This window comes from Mesorhizobium sp. LjNodule214 (assembly GCF_964252735.1).
Lineage (GTDB): Bacteria > Pseudomonadota > Alphaproteobacteria > Rhizobiales > Rhizobiaceae > Mesorhizobium.
The window spans coordinates 1,059,673-1,085,468 of the sequence record NZ_CAXUPE020000001.1 but is presented as its reverse complement, the minus strand read 5'-3'; the positions used below and the strand labels follow the sequence as shown (position 1 = coordinate 1,085,468).

At 64.1% G+C, this 25,796-nt stretch carries 30 protein-coding genes and 1 pseudogene; 10 read left to right on the top strand and 21 right to left on the bottom strand.

Annotated features, from left to right (window positions below):
* Positions 1–82: 82 nt before the first annotated feature.
* Entirely contained in the window at positions 83–1,393 is a 1,311-nt protein-coding gene (locus ACSQ3Z_RS05345) for an ABC transporter substrate-binding protein (protein WP_436170303.1), read from the bottom strand.
* Between the two features lie 212 nt (positions 1,394–1,605).
* A complete protein-coding gene (gene gcvA / locus ACSQ3Z_RS05340) occupies positions 1,606–2,514 on the bottom strand; it encodes a transcriptional regulator GcvA (RefSeq protein WP_436170302.1) in 909 nt (302 codons plus the stop codon).
* A 110-nt stretch (positions 2,515–2,624) separates the two neighbouring features.
* Between gcvA and ACSQ3Z_RS05335 the strand changes: the two genes are divergently transcribed.
* On the top strand, positions 2,625–2,810 hold the full coding sequence (locus tag ACSQ3Z_RS05335) for a hypothetical protein (RefSeq protein WP_436170301.1): 186 nt from the start codon (positions 2,625–2,627) through the stop codon (positions 2,808–2,810).
* A 21-nt stretch (positions 2,811–2,831) separates the two neighbouring features.
* Here the strand turns inward: ACSQ3Z_RS05335 and ACSQ3Z_RS05330 are convergent, their stop codons facing one another.
* Positions 2,832–3,791 carry a sugar-binding transcriptional regulator gene (locus tag ACSQ3Z_RS05330; RefSeq protein ID WP_436170300.1) on the bottom strand — a complete coding sequence of 320 codons (960 nt, stop codon included), beginning with the start codon at positions 3,789–3,791 and terminating at the stop codon, positions 2,832–2,834.
* Between the two features lie 244 nt (positions 3,792–4,035).
* On the opposite strand from ACSQ3Z_RS05330, the gene ACSQ3Z_RS05325 reads away from it, so the two are divergent.
* Positions 4,036–4,668, top strand: a complete 633-nt coding sequence (locus tag ACSQ3Z_RS05325; RefSeq protein ID WP_436170299.1) for an HAD family hydrolase — start codon at positions 4,036–4,038, stop codon at positions 4,666–4,668.
* Between the two features lie 65 nt (positions 4,669–4,733).
* Here the strand turns inward: ACSQ3Z_RS05325 and ACSQ3Z_RS05320 are convergent, their stop codons facing one another.
* The 9 genes from ACSQ3Z_RS05320 to ureC form a co-directional block, all read right to left on the bottom strand.
* Complete coding sequence (locus ACSQ3Z_RS05320) at positions 4,734–5,501, bottom strand: class II aldolase and adducin N-terminal domain-containing protein (RefSeq protein ID WP_436170298.1); 768 nt, start codon at positions 5,499–5,501, stop codon at positions 4,734–4,736.
* A gap of 71 nt (positions 5,502–5,572) precedes the next feature.
* A complete protein-coding gene (ureG, locus tag ACSQ3Z_RS05315) occupies positions 5,573–6,205 on the bottom strand; it encodes an urease accessory protein UreG (RefSeq protein WP_436170297.1) in 633 nt (210 codons plus the stop codon).
* The gene (locus ACSQ3Z_RS05310; RefSeq protein ID WP_436170296.1) at positions 6,202–6,642 is read right to left on the bottom strand and encodes a DUF3995 domain-containing protein; all 441 of its coding nucleotides are present in this window, start codon (positions 6,640–6,642) and stop codon (positions 6,202–6,204) included. Before ACSQ3Z_RS05310 ends, ureG begins: the two co-directional genes overlap by 4 nt.
* Positions 6,639–7,328, bottom strand: a complete 690-nt coding sequence (locus ACSQ3Z_RS05305) for an urease accessory protein UreF (RefSeq protein WP_436171837.1) — start codon at positions 7,326–7,328, stop codon at positions 6,639–6,641. Before ACSQ3Z_RS05305 ends, ACSQ3Z_RS05310 begins: the two co-directional genes overlap by 4 nt.
* On the bottom strand, positions 7,303–7,926 hold the full coding sequence (locus ACSQ3Z_RS05300; protein ID WP_436170295.1) for an urease accessory protein UreE: 624 nt from the start codon (positions 7,924–7,926) through the stop codon (positions 7,303–7,305). Before ACSQ3Z_RS05300 ends, ACSQ3Z_RS05305 begins: the two co-directional genes overlap by 26 nt.
* On the bottom strand, positions 7,923–8,528 hold the full coding sequence (locus tag ACSQ3Z_RS05295; protein ID WP_436170294.1) for a glutathione S-transferase family protein: 606 nt from the start codon (positions 8,526–8,528) through the stop codon (positions 7,923–7,925). The genes ACSQ3Z_RS05300 and ACSQ3Z_RS05295 overlap by 4 nt, the downstream gene beginning before the upstream one ends.
* Before the next feature lie 45 nt (positions 8,529–8,573).
* Complete coding sequence (locus tag ACSQ3Z_RS05290; RefSeq protein ID WP_436170293.1) at positions 8,574–9,167, bottom strand: hypothetical protein; 594 nt, start codon at positions 9,165–9,167, stop codon at positions 8,574–8,576.
* Between the two features lie 71 nt (positions 9,168–9,238).
* Positions 9,239–9,727 (bottom strand): DUF29 domain-containing protein, encoded by a 489-nt coding sequence (locus ACSQ3Z_RS05285; protein ID WP_436170292.1) that lies wholly within the window; start codon positions 9,725–9,727, stop codon positions 9,239–9,241.
* Between the two features lie 204 nt (positions 9,728–9,931).
* Positions 9,932–11,644, bottom strand: a complete 1,713-nt coding sequence (ureC, locus tag ACSQ3Z_RS05280; RefSeq protein WP_436170291.1) for an urease subunit alpha — start codon at positions 11,642–11,644, stop codon at positions 9,932–9,934.
* 164 nt (positions 11,645–11,808) lie between these two features.
* Between ureC and ACSQ3Z_RS05275 the strand changes: the two genes are divergently transcribed.
* Positions 11,809–12,189: a hypothetical protein gene (locus ACSQ3Z_RS05275; protein ID WP_436170290.1), complete on the top strand. Its 381-nt coding sequence runs from the start codon at positions 11,809–11,811 to the stop codon at positions 12,187–12,189.
* 147 nt (positions 12,190–12,336) lie between these two features.
* Positions 12,337–12,825 carry a hypothetical protein gene (locus ACSQ3Z_RS05270; RefSeq protein ID WP_436170289.1) on the top strand — a complete coding sequence of 163 codons (489 nt, stop codon included), beginning with the start codon at positions 12,337–12,339 and terminating at the stop codon, positions 12,823–12,825.
* An 83-nt stretch (positions 12,826–12,908) separates the two neighbouring features.
* Here ACSQ3Z_RS05270 and ACSQ3Z_RS05265 read toward each other — a convergent pair whose 3' ends face one another.
* Genes ACSQ3Z_RS05265 through ACSQ3Z_RS05245 form a run of 5 tightly spaced genes read right to left on the bottom strand, consistent with a single transcriptional unit; the run spans position 12,909 to position 15,283 of the window.
* Positions 12,909–13,214 (bottom strand): urease subunit beta, encoded by a 306-nt coding sequence (locus tag ACSQ3Z_RS05265; RefSeq protein ID WP_436170288.1) that lies wholly within the window; start codon positions 13,212–13,214, stop codon positions 12,909–12,911.
* Positions 13,215–13,222: 8 nt separating this feature from the next.
* Entirely contained in the window at positions 13,223–13,816 is a 594-nt protein-coding gene (locus ACSQ3Z_RS05260) for a HupE/UreJ family protein (RefSeq protein ID WP_436171836.1), read from the bottom strand.
* A 35-nt stretch (positions 13,817–13,851) separates the two neighbouring features.
* On the bottom strand, positions 13,852–14,106 hold the full coding sequence (locus ACSQ3Z_RS05255) for a DUF1272 domain-containing protein (RefSeq protein WP_436170287.1): 255 nt from the start codon (positions 14,104–14,106) through the stop codon (positions 13,852–13,854).
* A 9-nt stretch (positions 14,107–14,115) separates the two neighbouring features.
* The gene (locus ACSQ3Z_RS05250) at positions 14,116–14,418 is read right to left on the bottom strand and encodes an urease subunit gamma (protein WP_095805092.1); all 303 of its coding nucleotides are present in this window, start codon (positions 14,416–14,418) and stop codon (positions 14,116–14,118) included.
* A gap of 28 nt (positions 14,419–14,446) precedes the next feature.
* On the bottom strand, positions 14,447–15,283 hold the full coding sequence (locus ACSQ3Z_RS05245) for an urease accessory protein UreD (protein WP_436170286.1): 837 nt from the start codon (positions 15,281–15,283) through the stop codon (positions 14,447–14,449).
* A gap of 209 nt (positions 15,284–15,492) precedes the next feature.
* On the opposite strand from ACSQ3Z_RS05245, the gene ACSQ3Z_RS05240 reads away from it, so the two are divergent.
* The 3 genes from ACSQ3Z_RS05240 (at position 15,493) to ACSQ3Z_RS05230 (ending at position 17,785) form a co-directional block, all read left to right on the top strand.
* Positions 15,493–15,747: an acyl carrier protein gene (locus ACSQ3Z_RS05240; RefSeq protein ID WP_436170285.1), complete on the top strand. Its 255-nt coding sequence runs from the start codon at positions 15,493–15,495 to the stop codon at positions 15,745–15,747.
* 4 nt (positions 15,748–15,751) lie between these two features.
* Complete coding sequence (locus tag ACSQ3Z_RS05235) at positions 15,752–16,960, top strand: beta-ketoacyl-[acyl-carrier-protein] synthase family protein (protein ID WP_436170284.1); 1,209 nt, start codon at positions 15,752–15,754, stop codon at positions 16,958–16,960.
* 120 nt (positions 16,961–17,080) lie between these two features.
* Positions 17,081–17,785, top strand: a complete 705-nt coding sequence (locus ACSQ3Z_RS05230; protein ID WP_436170283.1) for a glutathione S-transferase family protein — start codon at positions 17,081–17,083, stop codon at positions 17,783–17,785.
* Positions 17,786–17,823: 38 nt separating this feature from the next.
* Here the strand turns inward: ACSQ3Z_RS05230 and ACSQ3Z_RS05225 are convergent, their stop codons facing one another.
* From ACSQ3Z_RS05225 to ACSQ3Z_RS05210, 4 genes are all read right to left on the bottom strand, one after another.
* Positions 17,824–18,150, bottom strand: coding sequence for a hypothetical protein (locus ACSQ3Z_RS05225; RefSeq protein WP_436170282.1), 327 nt, complete (start codon positions 18,148–18,150; stop codon positions 17,824–17,826).
* 77 nt (positions 18,151–18,227) lie between these two features.
* A complete protein-coding gene (locus ACSQ3Z_RS05220) occupies positions 18,228–18,854 on the bottom strand; it encodes a nucleoside triphosphate hydrolase (RefSeq protein WP_436170281.1) in 627 nt (208 codons plus the stop codon).
* 91 nt (positions 18,855–18,945) lie between these two features.
* A complete protein-coding gene (locus ACSQ3Z_RS05215; protein ID WP_436170280.1) occupies positions 18,946–20,052 on the bottom strand; it encodes a hypothetical protein in 1,107 nt (368 codons plus the stop codon).
* 304 nt (positions 20,053–20,356) lie between these two features.
* Positions 20,357–22,174, bottom strand: coding sequence for a methyl-accepting chemotaxis protein (locus ACSQ3Z_RS05210; RefSeq protein ID WP_436170279.1), 1,818 nt, complete (start codon positions 22,172–22,174; stop codon positions 20,357–20,359).
* Positions 22,175–22,602: 428 nt separating this feature from the next.
* Between ACSQ3Z_RS05210 and ACSQ3Z_RS05205 the strand changes: the two genes are divergently transcribed.
* The 3 genes and pseudogenes from ACSQ3Z_RS05205 (at position 22,603) to ACSQ3Z_RS05195 (ending at position 25,630) form a co-directional block, all read left to right on the top strand.
* Positions 22,603–23,490: a D-alanyl-D-alanine carboxypeptidase family protein gene (locus ACSQ3Z_RS05205; protein ID WP_436170278.1), complete on the top strand. Its 888-nt coding sequence runs from the start codon at positions 22,603–22,605 to the stop codon at positions 23,488–23,490.
* A gap of 212 nt (positions 23,491–23,702) precedes the next feature.
* Positions 23,703–24,616, top strand: a pseudogene (locus ACSQ3Z_RS05200) (DUF1003 domain-containing protein).
* Positions 24,617–25,015: 399 nt separating this feature from the next.
* A complete protein-coding gene (locus ACSQ3Z_RS05195) occupies positions 25,016–25,630 on the top strand; it encodes a YfbM family protein (protein ID WP_436170277.1) in 615 nt (204 codons plus the stop codon).
* Positions 25,631–25,796 lie beyond the last annotated feature (166 nt).

Here is a 25,796-nt window from a genome sequence, read left to right as displayed (position 1 = left end):
TTGAAGGTGGCCGCCCGAACTGGGATTCGGGCGGCCCCTGCCGGTCATGGTGTGCGACCGGCTTTCGGCACCGGGAGGAGCCTTACTTGATATAGCCGCCTTCGGTCATCGCCGCGGTGGCGGCGTCCTGGGCCTGCTTCAGCGCATCGTCGACGCTCGACTGGCCGGCGAGTGCCGCCGAGAAGAGCTGACCGACGGTGGTGCCGAGACCCTGGAACTCGGGGATGGCCACGAACTGGACGCCAACATAGGGCACCGGCTTGACGGTCGGATGCGTCGGGTCGGCGGCGTTGATGGAGTCCAGCGTCATCTTGGCGAAGGGCGCTGCCTTCTGGTACTCGGGGTTGGCATAGAGCGAGGAGCGCGTTCCGGGCGGTGCGTTGGCCCAGCCTTCCTTCGACGCGACGAGCTCGGCATAGCCCTTGCTGGTCGCCCAGGACACGAACTTCTGTGCCGCGTCAGCCTTCTGGGTGCCGGCGGGAATGGCCAGCGACCAGGCCCACAGCCAGTTACCGCGCTTGCCGAGGCCATTGTCCGGCGCCAGCGCATAGCCGACCTTGTCGGCGACGGTGGATGCCTTCGGGTCGGAGACGAAGGAAGCAGCGACCGTGGCGTCGATCCACATGCCGCACTTGCCCTGCTGGAACAGCGCCAGGTTTTCATTGAAGCCGTTGGACGAGGCGCCCTCCGGACCAGCGGCCTTCATCAGGTCGACATAGAACTGCAGCGTGTTCTTCCATTCCGGCTGGTCGAACTGCGGCTTCCAGTTCTCATCGAACCAGCGGGCGCCGAAGGAGTTCGACATGGCGGTCAGGAAGGCCATGTTCTCGCCCCAGCCGGCCTTGCCGCGCAGGCAGACGCCGTTCACGCCATTGGCGCGATCGGTCATCTTCTCGGCGGCCTGCTTGATGAAGTCCCAGGTCGGTGCGTCGGGCATGGTCAGCCCGGCCTTCTCAATCAGGTCCTTGCGGTACATGACGAAGGAGCTTTCGCCGTAGAAAGGCGCGGCATAGAGCTTGCCGTCGACCGAAAGACCGCCGGCGATAGCCGGGATGATGTCCTTGGCGTCATAGTCGTCGCCGAGCTTGTCGAGCGGCAGAAGCCAGCTCTGCTTGGCCCAGATCGGAACCTCGTAGGTGCCGATGGTCATCACGTCGTACTGGCCGCCCTTGGTGGCGATGTCGGTGGTGACGCGCTCGCGCAGGACGTTTTCCTCGAGCGTGACCCAGTTGAGCTGGATGTCGGGATTTTTGCTGGTGAAGTCGTCCGTCAGCTTCTGCATGCGGACCATATCGCCATTGTTGACGGTGGCGATGGTGATGGATTCGGCGTGAGCGGCGAACGCAAGAGCGCTGGCCGACAACAGGCCCAGTGTGAGCGTGCGAAGTTTCATCAAATTCCTCCCATAAACCAAGATGAGCATTTGCCTTGGCTGTGAGCAATTACTCACTTGGCGTTAAATATGTCAAGCCAGATTCGTTGCTGCAACGCAGCACGACGAAGCCGCGCGGCATCGTGCGCCGGGCGCTTTGAGGACGTAGGAAGATGGATGTCGCGGCAGGGAAGCTGCGGATCCCGGCGACGAGTCGCGGGAAAGCTGGCTGCCTACTGGCGGGCGATCTCAGTCAGGATCCAGTCGCGAAAGGCGCGGATCTTCGGCGCGTTGCGCCGTGTCTCGGGATAGACCAGCCAATAGGCATGACCGTCGTTGCCGACCAGGTCGAAGGGCTGGATCAGGCGGCCGTCGGCCAACTCGGCCTTGAACAGCGACCCGGTCAGGATCGCCACGCCATGGCCGGCGATGGCGGCATTGGCCTCATAGGCCTGCGCGCCCATGCGGCTCTCGGGTCGGCTGGCGAGGTCGTGCGAATGCACGCCGGCGGCAGCAAACCATTCCTTCCACCAGATGTCGCCAGGGTCGAGGATGGGCAGCCGCAGCAGATCGGCCGGCTCCTTCACACCACCAATGCTCGCCGCCAGTTTGGGACTGAGCATCGGCGTGAAATCCGCATCGAGAAGCTTGTGGGCCTCCAAGCCTGGCCAATTGCCGCTGCCTGAGCGGATGGCGAGATCGACTTCCTCGCGGGCGAAGTCGGTCAGCCGGCTCGACGTGTCGAGCCGCACCGCCAGCGCAGGATGGGCGATCTGGAACGAGCCCAGGCGCTGCGCCAGCCAGTTGGAGGCAAAGGTCAGAACTGTGGTGACGCACAGCAAGCTATCCGCGCCGGTGCGTGCGGCGGCATAGGCCCCGCTCAACAACGCAAACGCCTCGCTGACGGCAGGCGCCATGCGCTGCCCGGCCTCGGTCAGCGCGATCTGCCTTGGCTGGCGCAGGAACAAGGGGCCGCCGACGCGCTCTTCCAGAAGCTTGATCTGATAGCTTGCCGCCGCTTGCGTCATGCCGAGTTCCTCGGCCGCCCTGGTGAAGGAGAGATGCCGCGCCACTGCCTCGAACACCCTGATCGCCTGCAGCGGAGGGAGCTGGGAAATCTGTCGCGCCTCAAGATTCGGCATAAGTCCTCCTTATGGGCCATGATCGACGTTTGATTGGAAGCGAGCCCCGATCCTGCCGATATCTGGGGTCGACGATCACTCTCGTCTAGACATAGCGGAGGCTGACGATCATGACCACGGTACAGGAAAAGCTGTCTTTCACGCCAGGCCAAGGCTGGTTTTCGTGGCTGGCGCGTGGATTTGCGCGGCACACGGCAAGGCGGCGGGCCTACATCGACATAAGGGAGCTGTCACCGCATCTGCAGCGCGACATGGGTTTCCTCGACGGCAACGACCCCAGCGAACCGTATAAATAGGCTTGCCTGTCTTATGCAAAGTCAGCTGGCCGCGAGCAGGGCCGCGGCGGTGCGCTCATCGGTGATGAGGCCGTTGACCAGCCGCCGGTTCACCGCCGCCTGGATGCCCGGCAGCTTGCGTTCGCCCATGGCGAGCGCAATGACCAGCGACTTTTCGCGGGACGGCAGCGCCGCCGACGAAACCCGCTCGTTGGTAATGCCCTCGATCATGCGGCCTTCGCGGTCGAACACCCAGCCGACGATCTCGGCGATGCCGCCGGCTTTCTGCAATGCCTTCAACTCGCTTTCCGAAATGAAGCCGTCCTCGTAGAGCGGCGCCTTCGGGCCGAGGTCGCCGATGCCGACGAAGGTGACGTCGGCCTCTGCCGCAAGCGCCAGTGTCGGCTGGATCATCGGCTGGGCGAGCAGCATCTCGCGTTCCTCCGGCGAAGAGGCGATGACCGGCAGCGGCATCGGGAACGAGCGTGCCTTGACCCTGTCGGCCATGGTGAAGATGACGTTGTAGAAGGCGGCCGAGCCATCAGGCGAAATGTTGCCGGTCAACGAGACCACCTTGTGCTGCGGACACTCCATCGGCGGCAACTGCTCGATCGCGGCCTTCAGCGTGCGTCCGGTGCCGATCGCCATGACGATCGGCGCCGGCGATCTCAGCCGCCTCTCGATCTCGGCCGCGGCCGCCTCGGCAACGCCAACGATGGTGGAAGAGGAGGTCGGGTCGCTCGGCACGACCTCGACCAGATCGAGCGCGAAGCGCGATTTCAGCCGCGCCGCCAGATCGAGGCAATTGGCGATCGGGTGATCGACGCGCACCTTGATCAGCCCTTCGGACACCGCCAGCGACACCAGCCGCTGCGCCGTCTGCCTGGAGATGCCGAGCGTCGCGGCGATCTGGTCCTGCGTGTTGCCGGCAACATAATAGAGCCAGCCGGCGCGCGCTGCGTCGTCCAACCGGTTGCTGCCGCCGTCCTGCCGCGAATTCACGTCCTGCCTCCCAAGCCCCGCCTAGTACGCAAGCGGGCGCCTTAGCTTACAAGGAATGGCGCCATGCGCAATTGTCTATCACAAGGGGCAATTGCTTAAGCCCTTTGGAATGCCTGACCGGACTCTGGCATCATAAACCGGACCTCCGCGCAGAGGCTGCAGCTGCGTCAATATCGAGGATCGCGGGTTCGACGGTTTATCTCCGGACACAAACGCTTTATGGGGGTCACAAAAGGAGCCTTGCATGACGCCGAAAGCGGTATTCTGGGATATGGACGGCACGCTGGTCGACAGCGAGCCGCTGCACGAGGCAGCCCTTGTGGCGGCGCTGCGCAGCGTCGGCATCGCGCCGCCGACCAATCTGCATGAGCGGGTGCTGGGCGTCGCCGCATGGCCGGTCTACGAGATGCTGCGCGAGGAGTTCGGCCTCGACCTGCCCTTCGACGACTGGATCGTGCGCAAATACGATCACTATTTGCCAATGGCCGAGACGCTGAAGCCGCGCCCCGGCGCGATCGAGATCTTCAACGAACTGCGGGAACGCGGCGTGCAGCAGGCGGTGGTCTCCAATTCCGACCGGCTGATCGTCGATGCCAATTTGCGCGCGGTCGGCCTCGTCTATCCCGGCATGAAGACGATCAGCCGCAACGACGTGCACGAAGGCAAGCCGCATCCCGAGCCGTTCCTGCGCGCCGCCTTCCTGGCCGGCGTCGATCCGGCTGACGCCGCGGCGGTCGACGACAGCCGCACCGGCGCCATGGCCGGGCTGGCGGCGGGAATGCGCACGATGTTCTGGCCGGAAGCGCCGATGGAAGGGCCGCCAGGTGCGACCGTCATCAACAGCGCCGAAGATCTGCGCCGGGAATTCGGGCTTTAGAGCAATTCCAGGAAAAGTGCCTAGCGGTTTTCCGTCCGGAATTGCGTCAAACAAAGAGATAGCTCTCAGTTCCGATAGACCGGTTCCTGCTCGTCGAGGATCGCCTTCAATTCGCTGAGATGCCGTTCGGCCTGGCCGGGATAGTCGTCCATTTCGCTCGCCGTCTTCTCGGCAATGGCGTCGGACAGCGTGCGCAGCGGACGGCCGGTCCACAGCGCCTTGATGTAGGTCTCGGCGGCGCGCTCGAAATAGAACATGCGGTTGAAGGCATCGGCGACGTTGTCGCCGATGACAAGCACACCGTGATTGCCCATGACCATGACCTTGACCTTCGGATCGGTCAGAAGCTGCGAGCAGCGCTCGCCTTCCTCTTCGAAGGCCAGCCCGCCATAATTGGCGTCGACGACATGGCGGTTGAAGAACATCGCCGAGTTCTGGTCTACCGGCGGCAGCCGCGAGTCGGCGAGCGCGGCGAGCACGGTGGCGTGGACCGAATGCACATGCATGACGCAGCGCGCATGCGGCACATTGCGATGGATGGCGCCGTGCAGGCCCCACGCCGTCGGGTCGGGCGCATTGGGGCCGGAGAGCGTCTCGGGATCGCTGGCGTCGATGAGCAGCAGGTCGCTGGCCTTGATGCGCGAGAAATGCACCTGGTTGGGATTCATCAGGAATTTGGTGCCGTCCTCGTTGATGGCCAGCGAGAAATGATTGGCCACCGCCTCGTGCATGTTGAGCCGCGCCGTCCAGCGGAAGGCGCAAGCGAGATCGACGCGCTCCTCATAGAAGGGCAGATTGGTCAGCGGCTCTTTCTGCAGGCGGGCAATGCTCATCGAAAAACTCCATTTTCCCGAGAATGCCGCGCCCAAAGCAGGCCAGCAATGGCAAACTGATGGCGCAGCTGTTAGGCCGCCGAGCGGGCCGACTGCAACCCGCCATGCTCGACGATGAAATCAATCACCTCCTGCAGGCCCTTGCCGCGCGACAGGTCGGTGAAGCCGAAGGGCCGCTTGCCACGCATGCGGGCGGCATCGCTCTCCATGACATCGAGATTGACGTTCACATAGGGCGCGAGATCGCTCTTGTTGATGATAAGGAAATCGGAGCGGGTGATCGCCGGGCCGCCCTTTCTCGGGATCTCCTCGCCCTGGCAGACCGAGATGACATAGAGCGTCAGATCGGCGAGATCGGGCGAGAAGGTGGCGGCAAGGTTGTCGCCGCCGGACTCGATGAAAATGACGTCGAGATCCGGGAATTTCTTGTTCAGCTCGGCAATCGCCTGCAGATTGATCGAGGCGTCCTCGCGGATGGCGGTGTGCGGGCAGCCGCCGGTCTCGACGCCGACGATGCGGTCTTCGGGCAGCGCCTGCAGCCTGGCCAGCATCATGGCGTCTTCCCTGGTGTAGATGTCGTTGGTGACGACGGCGATGGAGAACTCGTCACGCAGCGCCTTGCAGAGCTTTTCGGTGAGCGTCGTCTTGCCGGAACCGACAGGACCGCCGATGCCGATGCGAAGGGGACCGTTGGCCTGGGTCATGCGGGGAACTCCATGATGGCAAGGACGGCAAAGCCGAGCCCGATCAGCAGGCACAGCGGCGAATAGTAACGGACATCGAGCCGCGCGAAAGGCTGCTCGGGCGCCAGCCGCCGCCACCAGGGCGTGAAGCCGGCAATGCCGCGCCCGAGGAAGACCAGCGCAATCAGCATCGATGTGGCGGCAAGGCCTTGCTTGGGAAAGGGCGAGGCAAAGACGCCTTCGAGCGCCATCGGCCACAGCGTCGCCAGGCCAAGGCAGGCGGCAACGGCAAAGCTGGCAAAAGGGCGAGGGCATCTCGCTGACGCCGCGAAAGCCGACAACGGCATGGGCGCAGGAGGCAGCGTCCCGCCCGGCCAGACACCGCCAATGCCCCAATAGACATGCAGAACGGTGATCACGAGCAGGACGAACGATAGCGCAAAGGCGAGGAGGATCATGAGCGAAACAGCCGCGAATATTGGGTTTCGTGCTTCATCGCCATGACGTCGGAGACGAAGGCGCAGCCGCCGAGATCGTCTATTGTCGAGAGGGCGGCACGGGCCGCCGTCGCCAAGGCCAATGGTTCGAAGCCGGCGAGCAGCGCGGTGGCGTCGCTTTGGCCGACGACGCCGAGCCGGATCGCGGCCTGGACGAGGTTGGAGAAGAAGGCCTGCAGGAAGGCAGACAGTGCGTCCTGCAAGGCGATGCTGTTGCCGCCGGCAACCGCGCCGACGGCGACGCAATAGGCGCAGTCTTCCGGCAGACGGTCCAGCACCTGAGAGGGCCATGCCGACGCCGCCTTCAGGAAGGCGGCGCCCTGCAGCATGGTCTCGGCATGGCGTTCGCGCGAGCCGGCCAGGGCTTCGGCGAGTGCGGCGATCTCATCAAGATCGCCGGTGTCGTGGACGCGCCGCCAGGCTGCGGCGAACAGCACGGCATCGTTCCAGCCCGAGCCCATCTCGATCAGCGTTTCCAGCCAAGCGGCGAGGCTTTGCCTGTCGGTTATCAGGCCGTCATGCACGGCGCGTTCGAGGCCATGGCTGTAGGAAAAGCCACCGACTGGAAAGGCCGGCGACAGCCACGCCATCAGCCGCAGCAAGGCGATGCCGGAAGGCTGGTCAGTCATGGTGATGATGGTCGTCATCATGCGAATGGGAATGACCATGGCTGTGCGAGTGAGAATGCGATTCGCTGTGCGAGTGGGAATGCGCTTCGGCATGGCTGTGCGCATGCGCCTCGGCATGGGCATGACCGTGATCGTGGCCATGGCCGCTGTGACCGGAATAGGCGCCGCGCACTGGCTTGAAGGGTTCGGAGACGTCGCTCACCGTGGCGCCGAGCCCTTCAAGCATCGCCTTGATGACATGGTCGCGCAGGATGAGGATGCGGTCGGTCTCGATCGCCGCGGCGAGGTGGCGATTGCCGATATGCCAGGCGAGCTCGGCCAGATGCACGGCGTTGCGGGCGCGAATGTCATAGACCTCTTCATGCGCCGCGACGATCTCGACATGGCGGCCATCCTCCAGCACCAGCCTGTCGCCGTCGTTCAAGGCAACCGCCTCCGGCAGATCGACAAGCACCTTCTCGTCGCCTGACGTCTCGATGGCGCGGCGACGCAGGTGCCGCTCGTCGTGAGCAAGCACAGCCTTGGCGTAAGGCACGGTCGTGCCCGTCTCTGCGGCGGCCAGCACCGAGACGGCGCGCGGAAACTTGGTGAAGTCGGTGCGGATGTCGAGCTTCATCTGGAAGATCCTCCATTGGCCTGCGCACGGGCGCGGGCTGGACGGGCCAGCACGCGGTCGAAATAGGCGTTGACGCTGTCGGACTCTATCCGAAACCGGCCGGCGCGGGCCCAGCCACCCATATCGCCTAAAAGCACGTCGATAGCGGAAAACCGGTCGCCGAGGGCAAAAGGCTTGTCGCCAAGCCGGCGGTCCAGCGCCTTGACCTCCGTGGCGAAGTCATGCGCCGCGGCGGGGCCGACATCGACCCGCACCTCCTTCGGCAGCAGGAAGCGGTGGCGCACTTTGTTCCACAGCGGTGCCTCGAATTCCGACTGGGCAAAATGCATCCAGGAATCCATCTCGGCGCGGCCGGCGAGACCGGGATTGGCGCCCATGCCCTTATCCGCGTGCTTTTCGCCGAGATAGACGCAGATCGCCGCCGAATCCGTTACCTTCAGTTCGCCGTCGATCAGGATCGGCACCTTGCCGGACGGGTTGAGCGCATAGGCCTCCGGCGAACGCAATTTGACCTCGACGAAGTCATAGGGCTGCCCGAGTTCCTCGAGCATCCAGAGAACACGGCTGACCCGGGATCCGCGCGATCCGACGGCCTTGTACATTGTTGGAACCTGCCTTTTCCGAGAAACCTCATCCATCCGCTGCCGTCATACGATCGTGTCGAAGAGCCGCAGGATGAACGATACCTGATAGATCAGCGTGCCGGCGACGAAAACGATGTGAAAGCGGCGATCGCGGACCAGGATGGCTGCGATGCACAGCAAAACGAAAACCGGGGTGCGGATGAGATATTCATTGCCGTAGTGGGCAAAATGCTCCGGCCCTTTCAGCAGCGTGTCGACGACGTCGAGCAGATAGGTCATCGCCAGCAGGCCAAAAAACCAGGCGCGGCGCGAATAGAAGAAATCCTCGTAGCTGGTGTAGTCGAGCATGGAGTCCGGGAACAGCAACGCGCAGAGCAGGAACAGAGTGACGGCATAGAAGATGAGGAACCGGTACGTGCCGAAGGTCCAGGTCTCGATGGCGTAGAGGCCGAATTCCCACCACCAGAAATGCACCAGCAGCAACAGCATCGAACCGACCCAGGCGAGATGCACGGGATAGAGCTTGTACTGGCCGGGATGCTGGACGATGCGGGCGAGCCCCGACAGCAGCCGGGTGACGCCGAGGCCGATCACCATGCCCATGACGATGCGGATATGCGGGAAGACGTCGTGGGGTGAGGCTATTTCGGTGGCCATGCCTGATCACAAAGCTGATTTTCATCGGCCGCACATTGCGACGTCCGGTGCTATGCGGAAAACCCCGCCTCCTAATCGCGAATGAGTTGATCCGGCAACCACGGCACGCCGGGGAAAAAATCCCGATTGAGCACGTCGGCAATTTGATAAGGACAATCGACCGGAAAACCCGCTTCGGGCAAGCCCGTTTCGTCAACCGCTTTCAGTCGCGCAAACTCGAATTCACTTGCAAGCTGCTTTCGCGGATAGGTCTTCAGGCTTGGACTTTCGTCGATCAACTTGCTGATCTGATGCCGCTGCTCCCGGATTGTAAGCAACCAGCCTGCCTTGCGTTTCTCCGCCTGGAACTGCCATTTGAGCAAATGCAGAAGCAAAGTGCCAAGTCTGTTCGCAATTTCCCTCTTATCGCTCCGCCCCAAGCTCTCGATCTCCTCGGCAAGATTCTCGCGGTCGAGGTCGGACAGACGACCTTCGCGCAACAGCGCGCCCTGTTCGGCGCACCACTGAGCATAATCGGCCTCGTAAGGCGTCAATTGCTGTTTTCGAAAAATCTTGTTCATGCAGCGTATAGTGCTCCAAAGGCGCAAGATTTCCAAGTTGGGAGCTACGAATAGAGCCTATCAGGTGACCAACGGAGCCATTTGCGGCAGCGCGGTTGACAAATCGTGCACGGCTTTGCGCGAGCGATTGACAAAACGTGTACGCTTTCCAGTCAGGCACATTTGACCAAATTCATGAACCTGGCGAAGCTAGAAGCCAATCGATCAGAACAGGAAATACCTCTGCGCCATCGGCAGCACGGTCGCCGGTTCGCAGGTGAGCAGCTCGCCGTCGGCGCGGACCTCGTAAGTTTCGGGGTCGACCTCGACATGCGGCGTGGCGTCGTTGAGCACCATCGAATGCTTGCCGATGCCGCCGCGGGTGTTTTCGACCGCGACCATGGCCTTGTCGACGCCGAGCCTGGCCTGAAGGCCGGCGTCGAATGCGGCTTTCGAAACAAAGGTCACCGAGGAGTTGGTCAGCGCCTTGCCATAGGCGCCGAACATTGGCCGGTAGTGCATCGGCTGCGGCGTCGGGATCGAGGCGTTGGGATCGCCCATGGGAGCCGCGGCAATCGAGCCGCCGACCAGCACCATCTCCGGCTTGACGCCGAAGAAGGCCGGGTTCCAAAGCACGAGATCGGCACGTTTTCCCACCGCCACCGAGCCGATCTCCTTGGACAGGCCGTGCGCGATGGCCGGGTTGACGGTGTATTTGGCGATGTAGCGGCGGACGCGGAAATTGTCGTTGTCGCCGGTCTCCTGCGGCAGCGAGCCGCGCTGGCGCTTCATCTTGTCGGCGGTCTGCCAGCAGCGGATCGCGACTTCGCCGACGCGGCCCATGGCCTGAGAATCCGACGAGATGATCGAGAAGGCGCCGATGTCGTGCAATATGTCCTCGGCCGCGATCGTTTCCTTGCGGATGCGGCTTTCGGCGAAGGCGATGTCCTCGGGGATCGACGGCGAAAGGTGATGGCAGACCATCAGCATGTCGAGGTGCTCGGCCAGCGTGTTGACAGTGTAGGGCCTGGTCGGATTGGTCGAGGACGGGATGACGTTGGGCAAGCCGCAGACCTTGATGATATCGGGCGCGTGGCCGCCGCCGGCTCCTTCGGTGTGAAAGGCATGGATGGTGCGGCCCTTGATCGCCGCGACCGTGTTTTCGACAAAGCCGGACTCGTTCAGCGTGTCGGTGTGGATCATCACCTGCACGTCGTAGTCGTCGGCGACCGACAGGCAGCAGTCGATGGCAGCCGGGGTCGTGCCCCAGTCCTCATGCAGCTTTAGCGAACAGGCGCCGGCGAGCACCATTTCTTCAAGTGCGGCCGGCAGGGAGGCGTTGCCCTTGCCCGACAGGCCGATGTTCATCGGGAAGGCGTCGAAGGACTGGATCATGCGCGCCATGTGCCAAGGCCCCGGCGTGCAGGTGGTGGCCAAGGTGCCGTGCGCCGGACCGGTGCCGCCGCCGAGCATGGTGGTGATGCCGCTCATCAGCGCTTCCTCGATCTGCTGCGGGCAGATGAAGTGGATATGCGCGTCGAAGCCGCCGGCGGTCAGGATCTTGCCCTCGCCGGCAATGATCTCGGTGCCGGGGCCGATGATTATGGTGACGCCATCTTGAGTATCCGGATTGCCGGCCTTGCCGATGGCGGCGATGCGGCCGTCCTTGAGGCCGATATCGGCTTTGAAGATGCCGGCCGACGCATCGATCACCAGCGCATTGGTGATGACGGTGTCGACAGCGCCTTGCGCCCGCGAGACCTGGCTCTGGCCCATGCCGTCGCGGATGACCTTGCCGCCACCGAACTTCACTTCCTCGCCGTGAACGGTGAAGTCCTTTTCCACCTCGATGAAAAGCTCGGTGTCGGCCAGCCGCACCTTGTCGCCGACCGTCGGGCCGTACATCTGCGCATAGGCGGCGCGGGTAATTCTAGCCATCAGAAACTGCTCCCGAAATGCGGCTGCGAAGCCATGCTCCACATTGCCGCCATCCTATGGTCACGCAATGACCTGCTGGGCGACACCTTGTGTTCCCATTTGGCGGTTGAGGTGGGCGAGTCACCCCAAAACGACCGTTTGCCAAATCGATGGAAGGAAGATCCATGCGCAAAACGATACTTCTCGCAGCCGCCGCCACCCTGGCGTTGGCGAGCGCAGCCAGCGCTCAGCAACAGCCCGCGCAGCAACAGCCCAGCCAGCCGCCGGCCGCGCCCGCCGCGCCCGGCGCGCAGCCCGCCGTGCCGACGATCCAGAGCGTGAACATCGTCGACATCACGGAACTGCCCAAGGACACCCAGACGCAGGTCAACCAGGTGATCGCCCAGCGCGGCGAGGCCGGTTTGCAGAAGCTGCGCAGCTCGATCGATGCAACGCCCAAGGTCAAGTCGGCGCTCGAAGCCAAGGGGCTGACCTCGGCGCAGGTGATCGCCGCCAGCATGAACACCGACGGCGCGCTGACCTTGATCACAAAGAAGGCGAGCTGATCCGGGAAGGCGAGCTGACGCGTGGCTGCGGCGGGCCGGCACCCGGCCCGCCCGCCACATCAGAAAGGGAACCTTCGCCGGGCGGGATTCGTTTCGTTCTTTTCGCGCTGAACCGCGTCCCGAAAAGAGTTCCGTCTGGAGCGAGCGATGGCGATCACCCCTACCACAAGATGGCCGCAAGCGATGGCCGTGCTGGCGCTTCTCGCTGCGGCCGGTTCCCACACCGAACTCAACGCGCAAGGGCTTGGAAGCACCGAGACCGTCGACCGCATCATCGGCTCGGAGGTCAAGCAGGAAGAGACCAGGACAAGCGCTGAAGCCGGGAGGGTCAGCATCGCGATCGACCGGACGCGGGAAAACATCGGCACCGTGCGCAAGACGTCCAAGCTCGACAAGGTCGATATCGTGTTCCTCACCGACGCGGCGCGCAGCGAAGGCGGCCCGCCACCCGCGATCGAGACCAAGATCAAGCAGCATCAGGACGATATCGCGGAACTGCGCAAGGAGATCGAGGCGAACGCGCTGCTGTTCAATGCCATCGATTCCAGGCGCGTGCTTGCCGAGGACATTCTCGCCGTCGAGTTCGACGATCCGGGAAAAGTCGTCATCTATGCGGCGGCCAAGCCGTCGGGCTGAGCCGAAAGCGCTGCTTGTTTGCATGCAAGTCGTTGCCCCAAAACCGCTCACCACTTTTGGGCGACATGCATCAGCAATCGATCTCACAGCTTGCCCATCACCTTCTGTTGAAAGCCGTAGACCTCGCGCTTGCCGCCGAGCGGCACCAGCGTTACGTCGCGCTCCTGGCCGGGCTCGAAGCGCATCGCCGTGCCGGCGGCGATATCGAGGCGCATGCCCCGCGCCTTGGCACGATCGAATTTCAGACCTTCATTGGTCTCGAAGAAGTGATAATGGCTGCCGACCTGGATCGGCCGGTCGCCGCTGTTGGCCACTTTCAGCGTCACAGTCGGCAGGCCCTTGTTCAGTTCGATTTCGCCGCTTGCGGTGATGACTTCGCCCGGGATCATCTGGGGCCTCACAGCACGCCGAAGACAAGGCCGACGCCAACGGCCGCGCAGGCGGCGCCGGCGGCGCGGGCAAGTCCGCGGAAGCGCACACCAAGGCCGAGACCAGCCGCAATACCCGTCGCGTGGAGCATCGCTGTGGCAGCGGCAAAGCCGGCCATGTATTCCAGCCCGCCGGCGTTTTCAGGAACCTCGGTGCCATGGGCGTGACCATGGAACAGCGCGAACAGGCCGATAATGGCGACGCCGGCCGAAACCGGCAGATCAACCGCCAGCGCCACCAGCAAGCCCAAGGCCACGACAGAAGCGAGGATGCCGGGTTCGACGAAGGGCACCGGCATATGCAGCATGCCGAGCGCACCGCCCACCAGCATGACGCCGACAAATGCCGCCGGCCATGCCCAGATTGCCTTGCCGCCGTTGAGCGCCGCCCACAGCCCGACAGCGATCATCACCGTCATGTGGTCGAGGCCGGACAGCGGATGCATGAAGCCGGCGGTGAAGGACGAGGTGATGCCGACGCCGACATGAGCGTAGGCGGGCACGGCAGCGGCGAGCAGCAGGATCGCCGAAAGCGCGGTGCGTTTCATCGGAGCTGATATCATCGAAATGCCTTCTCTGCTGACGGGGGTTATGCCGGTCATGCGGCCTTGCGGGGACCGCAGCCCCCGGCCTTGAGCACGCGTTTGGTCGAAGCGGGATATTTTTGCAGCATCACCGCCGGGCGGATCGGCCGCGCCGAAAAATTGCCGCCGCAGTTCGGGCAAGTGCCGCCGAGCACTTTTTCCACGCAATCGGCACAAAAAGTGCATTCGAAGGTGCAGATCAGCGCATCCGTCGCCTCCGGCGGCAGGTCCTTGTCACAACATTCGCAGCTTGGGCGCAGCTCGAGCATCTTTTCTCCTCACCGTATCGGTTCGTGCACGGTCACCAGCTTGGTGCCGTCGGGAAACGTCGCCTCGACCTGCACGTCGTGGATCATCTCGGCGATGCCGTCCATCACCTGCGCTCGGGTGACGACATGGGCGCCCGCCTCCATCAGTTCGGCGACCGGGCGGCCGTCGCGGGCGCCCTCGACGACGAAATCGGTGATCAGCGCAATCGCCTCCGGATGGTTGAGCTTGACGCCGCGCTCGAGCCGCTTGCGCGCCACGATCGCCGCCATGGCGATGAGCAGCTTGTCCTTTTCCCTCGGCGTCAGGTTCATGCGTTTTCCTGGATTGACCTAGTCAGAATCAGAGTGACCATAATTTGGGCAGACCCGCCCGTCCGTTGAGCAATTCGACAAGCGGAACCAGCCGCTTGCGGAGCTGGTAGCCGTCCTCGGCAAACAGCCTCGCAAGAAGCTTGCCAGATTTTTTCACGCTCCAGGCACTGGCGTCGCCCTCGCCACCGATGATTGCGCGAACCGGATCGAGAAACGCCTCGGCGCGCGGCGAGACCAACAGCACCGTCGTCATCGCAGCGGCGCCGCCGGCGACGGCCGCACGGCCAAGGCTGGCGGCAATATCCGGTCCGATACGGAAATCCTCGGCGTGCACGAACGCGCCGCCCTGGCGGACGCGCCAGCGGTCGTGAAAGCCGCCATGCGTCGTGCGCTCGCCCATGGCCAGGCGGCCGAAGACGGTGGCCTCGAGCAGCAGCGCCTCGGCATCGGCGGCAAGCTCGACGTCGAGGGTGCGGGCAAAGGCCGCCCGATCGAAGACGATGGTTTCCTGCGGCAGCCAGGCGATGCGGCCCCCGGCGCCGACGGTCAGCCTCACCCGCACCTCGCCGCGATCCGATGCCGCGCGATAGATTTTTTCGCAGGCCTGGGTGGTGATCGAGGCCGAGGCGCCGGCGCCGACATCCACCTCCCAGCCGAGACGATCGCCGCCGGTCAGGCCGCCGGCGGTGTTGATCAGCACGGCTTCGAGCGGATCGGCCGAGACTGCCGGCATGCGGATCTTGGCCGAACCGTCCTGATAGAGACGCCGAAGGCGCGTGCGACCATCGCTCTTGCCGCAGAAAAGCCTGGCTCGCCCCGCAACACGCTGGGCCGCGGGCGCTGAAGTCGAGATAGTTTCCATCATGTCCACACGACCAACGTTAAGCACTCCCGTGGCTTTGTCGATATATAGCTTGTTGCTTCACAACGTTTCGGTTTCTATAGAGGGAGCCACCTTGGAACGGTCACGCAGCGCCTGGCGGGGTATAGGGCGACGACGACGATGTGAATCCGGGGACAAAGGGGCGCTGATCAGTCGGCGTCGGGAAACGACAAAGTTGGGGAAGAAACCGAATGGCTGACCAGCTGGCAGCGGACATCATCGCGAAGATCAAGGCTCATGCCGAGCCTGGCGGCGAAGAGATCACCACCAATACCGAATTGACGTCGCTGGGCATCCATTCGCTGGAACTGACGGAGATCATCTTCGATCTCGAAGAACAGTATGGCATCGAGATCGAGATGAACACGGTCGATGCCTGGAGCAATTTGAAGAATGTCGGCGACATGGTCGAGGCAGTTCGCGCACTGATCACGAAAAAAGCCTGACCGAATGCTGAAACGCGTCGTCATCACCGGCATCGGCGGGATCTGCGGGCTCGGCACCAATGCACCGGCAATCTGGAGCGAGATGCGCGCCGGCCGCTCGGCGATCGGCCCGATCGACAATCCGCTGCTGCATGATTTGAAGGTCAAGATCGGCTGCGAGATCAAGGCGCTGCCCGAGCACGGCATCGACCGCAAGCAATTGGTATCGATGGACCGTTTCAGCCTGCTGGCGGTGATTGCCGCGCGCGAAGCCATGCAGCGCTCCGGATTGACCGCGCATGCCGACAACACCTACCGGATGGGCACCATCGTCGGCGTTGGGGTCTGCGGGTTTGAGGCGATCGAGGAAAACTATCGCGCGATTTTGATCGAGAAAAAGAACCGCGCCGGCATCTTCACGGTGCCGAAAGTCATGCCGGGCGCAGCCTCCGGCCAGGTCAGCATGCATCTCGGCCTGCGCGGGCCGGTGTTTGGCGTCACCTCGGCCTGCTCGTCGGCCAACCATGCGATGGCCTCGGCGGTCGACCAGATCAGGCTCGGCCGCGCCGACGTCATGGTCGCCGGCGGCACCGACGCGCCGCTGGTCTGGGGCGTGCTGAAGGGCTGGGAGGCGCTGCGCGTTCTGTCGCCTGACACATGCCGACCGTTCTCGGCCGATCGCCAGGGCCTGATCCTCGGCGAAGGCGCCGGCATGGCGGTGCTGGAAAGCTACGACCACGCCATGGCGCGCGGCGCCACCATCCTGGCCGAAATCGCCGGCACGGGCCTGTCCGCCGACGCCTCCGACATCGTCGCGCCAACCATTGAAGGACCGGAAGCGGCGATGCGCTTCTGTCTCGCCGATGCCGGGCTCAATCCGGAGGATGTCGACTACCTCAACGCGCACGGCACCGGCACCAAGGCCAACGACCAGATCGAGACGGCGGCGATCAAGCGCGTCTTCGGCGAGCACGCGCATTCGCTCGCCATCTCCTCGACCAAGTCGATGCACGCACATTGCCTCGGCGCCTCGGGCGGCTTGGAGATGATCGCCTGCGTCATGGCGATCCGCGAGGGCATCGTGCCGCCGACCGCGAATTTCCGCGAAGCTGATCCTGATTGCGATCTCGACGTGACGCCGAACGTGGCGCGCGAGCGCAAGGTGCGCGTCGCGATCAGCAACGGCTTCGCCTTTGGCGGCACCAATGCGGTGCTGGCCTTCAAGGCGGTCTGAGGCCGTCCTGCACCATTTGCCCGGAACCTTTGCCGGCCATATTGATCGGGGCCGGGCCTGCTCCTAATTCTTTGCGACCCGTCCCTTGCGCCTGTTCCGCGCCCGATCCCGGAGCCTTCCATGACCGACCTGTCCGCCTTTCCGATCACCAAGCGCTGGCCGGCCAAGCATCCAGACCGCCTCCAGCTTTATTCCGCGACAACACCCAACGGCGTGAAAATCTCGATCGCGCTGGAGGAACTCGGCCTTCCCTACGAGGCGCATGCGGTCAACATCGGCAAGAACGAGAGCTGGACGCCGGAATTCCTGTCGCTGAACCCGAATGGCAAGATACCGGCGATGATCGACCCGAACGGTCCCGGCGGCCAGCCGATCGGCCTGTTCGAATCCGGCGCCATCCTGCTCTATCTCACCGACAAGACCGGCAAGCTGATCCCTGCCGATCCGATCCGGCGTTATGAGACGATCCAGTGGGTGTTCTTCCAGATGGCCTCGATCGGGCCGATCTTCGGACAGGTCGGCTTCTTCAACAAATTCGCCGGGCGCGAGATCGCCGACAAACGGCCGCTGGAACGCTACCGCGACGAATCGCGGCGGCTGATCGGCGTGCTCGAAACCAGGCTAAAGGGCCGGACATGGATCATGGACGACGACTACACCATCGCCGACATTTCGATGCTCGGCTGGGTACGCAATCTGATCGGCTTTTATGAGGCGCGCGAACTGGTCGGCTTCGACGATTTTCCGATCGTCGGCGCCTGGCTGGAGCGCGGCCTTGCGCGACCGGCCGTGCAGAAGGGCCTGACCATTCCCGCAAGGGGCTGAACGCGGCCTGCCGCAAGGACGGGGGGAATTGACCGGGCCTATTTTGCCTTGGCTTTGGACCCGCCCCTGCCGACGACGGAGGCAGCAAACGACGCGACGCCTCGCGCGGTGGCGACGACCGCTCCGGCCGCAATGTTGGCTGCCGTGCGAACGGCGCCCTTCGAGCCGGTGCTTGCCGCCGGCTTCCTCGCCTTGGTGACCTTCGGCGCGGCGCCCGACATCACTTTCCTTGGCGCGGCCTTGCCGAAGGCAGGCTTGGCGTCCTTCGAACGCTCGGCGATTGCCGGGCCGGCACCGGCTTTTGCCTGCGTTGCCCTGGGTTGAACTGACCTGCCCTTGGCGGGTTTTTGGGTCCTGGGTGCCATCGGATATTCCCTGATCCAGCTAAATGCCGTGTCGGGCATAACGACCGGAAAGTCTTAAGGTTCCCCGACCAACAATGCTAAAATCCGGCATGATCGCCGATGACAAGATCGGCGGGCCGCCGCCGCGCCAGCACGCGGTCGATGTTGGGCATGTCGTTGGACGCGATCCAGGCGCGGGCGTCTTCATCGGAGCGGCCATGCCCGTGCCAGCGCACCAGCAGGCGGCGTTCGAGCTCGTCGCGCGGCACGTCGACGAAGATGGTGAAATCGAACAGCGGCGCCAGCCGCGACCACGGCTCTTCGTCGAGCAGGAGATAGTTGCCCTCGACCAGGATGAACTTGGTGCCGGCACCGACGATTGCCGCGGCGGCGCGCGACAATTCCATGCTGCGGTCGAACACCGGGATGGCAATGTCGGGCTCGCCCGAGCGGATGCGTTTCAAAAGCGTTTCGAAGCCGGCAAAGTCGAAGGTTTCCGGCGCACCTTTTCTTGGTCGAAGGCCGCGCTGGTTGAGCACGATGTCGTCATAGTGGAAGCCGTCCATCGGCACGACCTCCGAAGACCCTTCCGGCAGCAGGTCATGCAGGGAGGCAGATAGCGTCGACTTGCCGGCGCCGGGAGGGCCGGCGATGGCGACGACGAAGCGCGACGCCTTGCCGGCACGCTTGAAGATGGTGGCAGCGAGATGGGCGATTTCGGACATGAGGCATTCCTGGCTGGATGTTCCGCAGGGTGATCGGCGCATCTTGGCGACAGTTGGTGGAAATTTCAAACGCGGGATTGGCGCCCGCGCCTCAGGCCGGGACGGACCGGCCGATGCGCAGGAAGTCGCCGTCGAAGGCAATCTCCATCGCCGTGCCGTCGGCGGCGAGGATGCGCATCCGGCCTTGCGTGGTTTCGATGTCGCGCGGCGGCTCGCCGCCGGCCAGGGGGACGGCGCCGATGACATGGCGGAACGACACCGAGCGCCCTTCGGCAAGCGCGAAGGCTGTCGCAACGCCTTCGCGCTTCAGCCAGTTGTCGCCGAGCGAGGCGGCGCGGCCGACGGCGGCGCGGCCGTCCTCGATGCCGAGCACGCCGCGGTGGCGGCCGTTCCACGGCGCGTAGTCGCGCCCGCCATTGCTGAACCACAGCATGGTGACCGGCAGTTCGGCCGGGTTCTTCAGCACCAGCACCAGGTCCTGCTCGGCACGTCGCGCCAGCGCCGTCCAGCCCGGCCCGCCGTGATCGGCCTCGACCAGAGTGAGGAAATCCTCGCGCAGCTGATCGTTGCGATAGTCGCCAAGGTCCGCCGTGCCGCCATCGGCGGTCGGAAACCGCGCCAGGTCGGCGGAACGCGCCGGATAGGCGAGCATGAAGCGGCCGCGCGCCGGATCGGGCTCCAGCGGATCAGCGGGTGTGGCGGCGAAGCGCTTGGGCGAGAAGGCCAGCCTGCCGCCGTCCTTCATCGCCGTCATCGGATGATGGGCGACGGAAATGGCGCCGGCGCCGCCCGAGAAGACATGTTCCTGATAGAGGAAGGGGTGGCCGTCGCGCACGGTCAGGACCTTGTCGACTGCGGCACCCATGACCTTGCGGCGCAACCGGAAGGTGGCGCGCCAACCATCGGCGATGGCGCTGCTGTCGACGACATCCCATTGACTGTTGGCCGGCCAGCCATGCAGAGGTGCCTCCTCGACATCGCTGCGCGAAAACGGCGCACAGAGGAAATCGCCAGACAGGCGCACCGTGCCCTCGGGCAGGTTTTCAGGCAGCGTTTCGCGTGGCGCACCGACCCAGGGTGCGCGATGCAACGGGTTTAGCCGGCGGCCGTCGATGTCGACCACCATGTCGGCGATATGGCCGACCGTGAGATCGAGCGAGACCGAAATGCCCTTTGCGCCGATAGTGAGCGTGTCCATGTCCACCTGCCGATTCTGCCCGGTGTGAGCAAAGCCCGCTCGGGGTTGATTGCGCAAGCGTGAGGGCAGGCATTTTGCATCAGGCGAGGCCAGAGGTGCCAATTGTCGAAGTCGGCGCTGCCCCTCATTGCCCGGGGAGAAAGAAGCCGGCATCGGCTGCAGCGCCCTTTCTGCAATGCTGGTGATTGGCGAAATCCTGGGCGAAAGCACCCCTCTCCCCGTCACTATGCGGGGAGAGGATGCCGGCAGGCAGGTGAGGGGCGGCGCCGACGCCTAGTCATCGCCAATGCCACAGCAACCAAGTCTACTGCCGCTTGTACTCCCGCACCGGTGACTTGGTGCCATCGGTGTAGGTGACCTGCACCGACATCGACTTCACGCTGTCGGCGACCTTGAAATAGGGCTGGTAGTCGTAGGGGATGGCGTAAGGGTCCTTCTTGTCGCAAGGCGGCATCTTGATCTCCTTGTCGAGCGCGGCGCCATTCAGGCCGTAATGCACCTGTTTGATGGCGCAGCGGAACGACAGCATCTGCGAGAAGTAGACCAGGCCGTGGTTGCCGCTGGCGTCGAAGGCGATCCACGACGTCCAGAACTGGTCGAGGATCTGCTTCGCACCTTGCTGAAGCGCGGCGTCCGGATCGAAGCTTATGTCGAACGGGCCGGTCTCGCGTCCGCGCAGATCGAGATACTTTATCCCGATGGTGGTGGCAGCGGTGCTGTCGGGCAGTTCGAAGCTCGGATTGGGCATCGGCTTGCCGGTCCGCTGGTCGTTCATCGCCATGAAACCGGTGTCGGTGAACGGGCCGCTGTTGCCCAATCTCCAGGAAATGGCGGTTGCCGGCTCGGGCAGCGAGATGGTCATCGACCAGCCCTGGTTCGACCGCATCGGCGTCAGCGTCGGCGCGAACAGCGCAGGATCGAGCACGTCGCCAAGGGCGGCCAGCCGGCTGCGGCTGCGGTCCAGCCAGTCGGCAAGTTCTCTCTGGTCGACGAAATATTTGAGCAGCCCGCCATCCTTCTCGTAGGCGACGAACTTGGTCAGCGCCTGGGCTTCGCTGCGCTTGTCGGACAGCGACTGGCTGCCGAGGCGGTCCTCGGAAAACTCCTGCGCCAGCAGGAAATAGGCCGGCGCGAAGTCGGGATGGGCGGCGATGAAGGCGTTGAGCTTGTCGAGGCGCTGGACATCGTCGAACTGCATGAGATGGACCAGCTTGATCGACAGCGCCTTGCCCTTGTCGGAGAGCGCGCCGAACACCTCGCGGGCGTCGGCCTTGCCGTCCTGCACCCGAAGCAGCGTGGCAAAGCGGGTGTAGGGGTCGACGGCGTCGACATCGAAGCCGGCGAAGGCGAGGTAGGAGCGCCTTGCATTGAGCATGTCGCCCGACAGTTCGTAGACACGGGCATTGTGGTAAAACTCGTCGGGACGCTTGGGGTCGGCGATCGCGCCGCCCTGCGCGGCAAGGGCGGCGAACCCCTTGGCGATGGTGTCGATGGAAGCGGCGATCTGCTCGGTCGTCGCCTGCAGCTTGTCGGCCTGCGCCACCTGCTGCTGCTGGCCGGCGGCCAGCGTGTCGGTGGTCTGCTTCACCGCTTCGACGGTCTTTTGCGTTTCCGCGCCTTGCGCGGCCTGCTGCTGCTGGTTGGAAGCAATCTCCTCGGTCTTTTTCGCCACGGTGTCCGTCGACTGCTTGACGGCTTCGACCGTCTTCTGCGTCTGCGTGACGGTCTGCTCGATCTTGGCCACCTTCTCGGCGACGATGCCCATCGACTGCTGCAGCTCGGCGATGGCCGGCACCAGGCTGGCAATCACCCCGTTTTGCGCATTGGTCTGCTGTTGAAGCCCGTAGACGCCGCCGGCGACCGCCGCCGCACTGGTGGCAAAAATCAGCGCCGGCACGGCCTTGGCCGCCAGCACCAGCTTGAGCACGACGGCAATCGCGATGATGACCGCCGCGACCGCGGCGAGTAAAGCGATATAGGCGGCAAACGGTGCCAGCGGATTGAGCACGTCGGAAACGGCGCCACTGACGAACGCGACGCTGCCGGCCCACTTGCCGGTACGGCCCAGCGATGCCTTGATAAGAGACGGCGCCTTGGCGCCGAGTTCCATTCCACCCGTCATAAAAACCCCCAAGCCAATGCCGCGCGCATAATAGCAGCGCGACCCCGAAGACCAAACAGGACAGGAAGCAGGCGTTTTCGGGGCGGGGGACGTGGGAGGCTGTGGGCGCGGCAGAGGGAAACCCTGCAAGGGCCGGCGCTGCCCCTCATTGCCCTACCGGGCATTTCTCCCCGTATAGTGACGGGGAGAAAGGGGCTGGCCGCGGCGCTGGCGCGTTCTTGCAACGCTGGTGATCGGCGAACCGTCGATGACAGCGTCCCTCGCCCCGTTTACGGGGAGAGGATGCCGGCAGGCAGGTGAGGGGCGGCGCCAGCCTCCGAAAACTGGGCAAATGCGTCATTGCAGGTGTTAACCAAATGGACGCGGCAGGCGCGTTACGTTAGCTTCGCCGCATCTCAGCAACAGCCGCGTTCAGAACAGTCCAGCCCTTGTCCGACCAGCGTCCCTTCCCGCTCATCCAGAAATTGATGGCCGTGTTTGCCCTGCTGGCGCTTGTCGCCGGCTGCACCACGGCGCCGCCAGACACTGTGCTGGCAGTGCCGGCGGCGCCACAGAAATACGCGGTGATCGTCGTCGACGCCAGGACCGGCAAGCAGCTGTTCGAGGTGAATTCGGGCGCCCAGCGCTATCCGGCCTCGCTGACCAAGATGATGACGCTGTATCTTTTGTTCGAGGCGCTGGAGAGCGGTCGCCTAGCCAAGGACACGCCGATCCCGGTCTCGGACAATGCCGCCAGGCAGCCGCCGACCAAACTGCGCTTCCGGCGCGGCGAGACGATCGACGTCGATTCCGCCATCCGCGCCATCGTCGTCAAATCGGCCAATGACGTGGCGGTGGCGGTCGGCGAGTATCTCGGCGGCAGCGAGGATCAGTTCGCCGCCATGATGACGGCCAGGGCGCGCCAGCTCGGCATGGCGAGCACCGTGTTCCGCAACGCGTCGGGCCTGCCCGACGGCGGCCAGGTGACGACGGCGCGCGACATGGCGGTGCTGGGCATGGCGCTGCGCAACCGCTTCCCGCAGCATTTCCACTATTTCTCCGAAAGCGACTTCATGTTCCGCGGACGGCTGGTCCGCGGCCACAACGACATGCTCGGCCGGGTGCGCGGCGTCGACGGCATCAAGACCGGCTATATCAGGGCCTCCGGCTTCAACATCGTGACTTCCTACAGCGCCGACGGCCGCCAGCTAATCATCGTGGTGATGGGCGCCGACAGCGCCCGCCAGCGCAACGACCATGTCGAGGCGCTGATCCAGCGCAGCCTGTCGCCGACGATCGCCGATGCGAAGACGCGGCTGATGTTCGTGCAGCAGTGAGCGGCGGATAGAAGCTTCGCACCTGCCGGCAGGTTCGGCACGCAGGCCGGCAGCAGGCGCCCTGCTCGCGCGATCGTGAACGCGCCGCCGCTGCCCAGCTGCTTCTCCGACTCGACCGCAAAAGCCGGACATGGGATGCGAAATCCGCCCGAACGGTGGATATGCTCCGCCGCCCTGGCCTCTCGCCCAGCGTAACAGCAGGAGCCCGCAGCATGAGCACCGCCCCCAAGACGCTCGAGAAGGCGCCAGACAACGACAGTGGCGGCGAATATTTCGAGGCGCCGACCATCGGGGCTCAAAGTTCGGACGAGCAGCTCGAAACGCCAGACGTGCCGGACTCGGAACCGGCCCTGCCCGGACGGGCAAAGCCGAAGAAGAAGCCGTCGGCGATCAGCGGCAGAAGATTCCGCAAGCGCGACCTGGTGCGCATCGACGATTTGCGCCCAAGCCTCGCCGACCGCATCCGCGCCGATCACCCGGATCTGCCGACAGGCGCCCGCATCAGCCGCGAGGAGCTCGGCCGCTACCGGATGCGCTACATGGAGGAGCTTCTGCAGCAGGAGCACGGCGAATTCTCCGAGCTGGACCGGCAGGTGGTGGAGAGCATCGCCAGGCAGGACACGATTCCGAAAACAGCGAAGAGGAGTTCGAGGAGCACAGGTCATTCGCCGACCGCGTCTCCGACAATATGGCTGCGTTCGGCGGCAGCTGGTGGTTCCTGATCTCGTTCGCCAGCGTGCTGCTGGTGTGGATCGGCATCAACCTGATCGAGGGCGCGGTGAGCGCCTTCGACCCCTACCCCTTCATCCTGTTGAACCTTCTGCTCTCCTGCATTGCCGCCATCCAGGCGCCGATCATCATGATGAGCCAGAAGCGGCAGGAAGCAAAAGACCGCCTGCGCTCGTTCAACGACTACCGGGTCAATCTGAAGGCCGAGCTGGAAGTGCGGCACCTGCACGAGAAGCTCGACTATCTGATCGCGCGCCAATGGACGCGGCTGGCCGAAATGCAGCAGATGCAGCTCGACGCCATGCATGAGCTGACCGGCGCGAAGAAGGCGAAGCGGGTGCCGCGCGGCGTGCGCAGGCGGGCTGTGAAGAGCGAGACGGAGGGCGGCGCGAGCTAGCTTGGTCATGTTTGCAGCCGCCGGCAGCCCGCCCAGCGCAACGACCATGTCGAGGTGACTGCAGCCTTGCGCCGATGGCGGCGGATGCGAAGACGAGGCTGCGGAGCAGCCGTGAGGGGCCCGCTTGCTCCGTTGTGGGCGGAACCGGCGGGCTCGCGATCGGTTGCCCGGTGACGGCAATTATGCTATTATTTTGGAGATGGTGCTGATTTGCGCCAGCGACCCGCCGCCGAGGCGGGTTTTTTCGTTTCAGGCTTGCTGGCCTTCGCGAATACCACCGCTCGCATCCGAGACCCGCCAAGCCACTACGACCGATTGCTCCGAAAACCGGCTCGGATTGCCCTATGGCAGGCAGTGGTTCGCGCCAATAGAATGGCGCTTCGTTGAAGGGGGCGGCAGATGGGCCTGACATGTAGCTTGCATCGTGCGTCAGAGGCTGAGATCAAGCGATTGCTTGCGGAGCCAGATGCGATGGCCGGCTTCCTTTACCCTGAAGACGGCTCGACGCTGCGGGTGAGAAAGGTCTGGCCGAGAGGGGTGCTCGGCTGGCTATTGCGTCTGACGCCAATCACGATCGAAGAAGTGATTCCCGACTCCAACGGCGGCGCGGCGATCCACCCGCCCGATCCGGATCGGAGTATCGACATCGACCGGGGCTGGCATGGCCTGCACTTTCTCTTCACCGGCACTGCCGACGAAGGCGACGAGCCCGCCTGCTACTTCGTGCGGGGTGGCCAAGATCTCGACGATGAGGGCCACGCACGGGCGCTACGACCCGATCAGGTTCGCCGCTTCGCGGTGTATCTCGATACGCTCACACCTGCCGAGTTCGCCCGCCGTTACGATCCTGCGCGGATGACGGAGCTCGATATCTACCCCGGTGTGATCTGGAACCGACCTTTCACCCCAGACGAATCACCCCTCGGCTGGCTGACTGGCTGTTACGCCGAAGTGCAGCAATTCGTGAAGAAGGTGGCGGCTTCCGGTGAGGGGCTCATCATCAACATTTCGTAGCGTGGTTCGCGCAAGCTGCTCCGGTTGGAAGCGGGGTCAATTCAGGCCGCAGCACGATATCACGCCGAGCGTAGATTTGGCGCACCGACTGGATTCGAACCTGTGACCTCTGCGCGAGCAGGCAACGCACCTCCAATTGCCCGTTGAAGCCCGCCGCCGCTTCCGC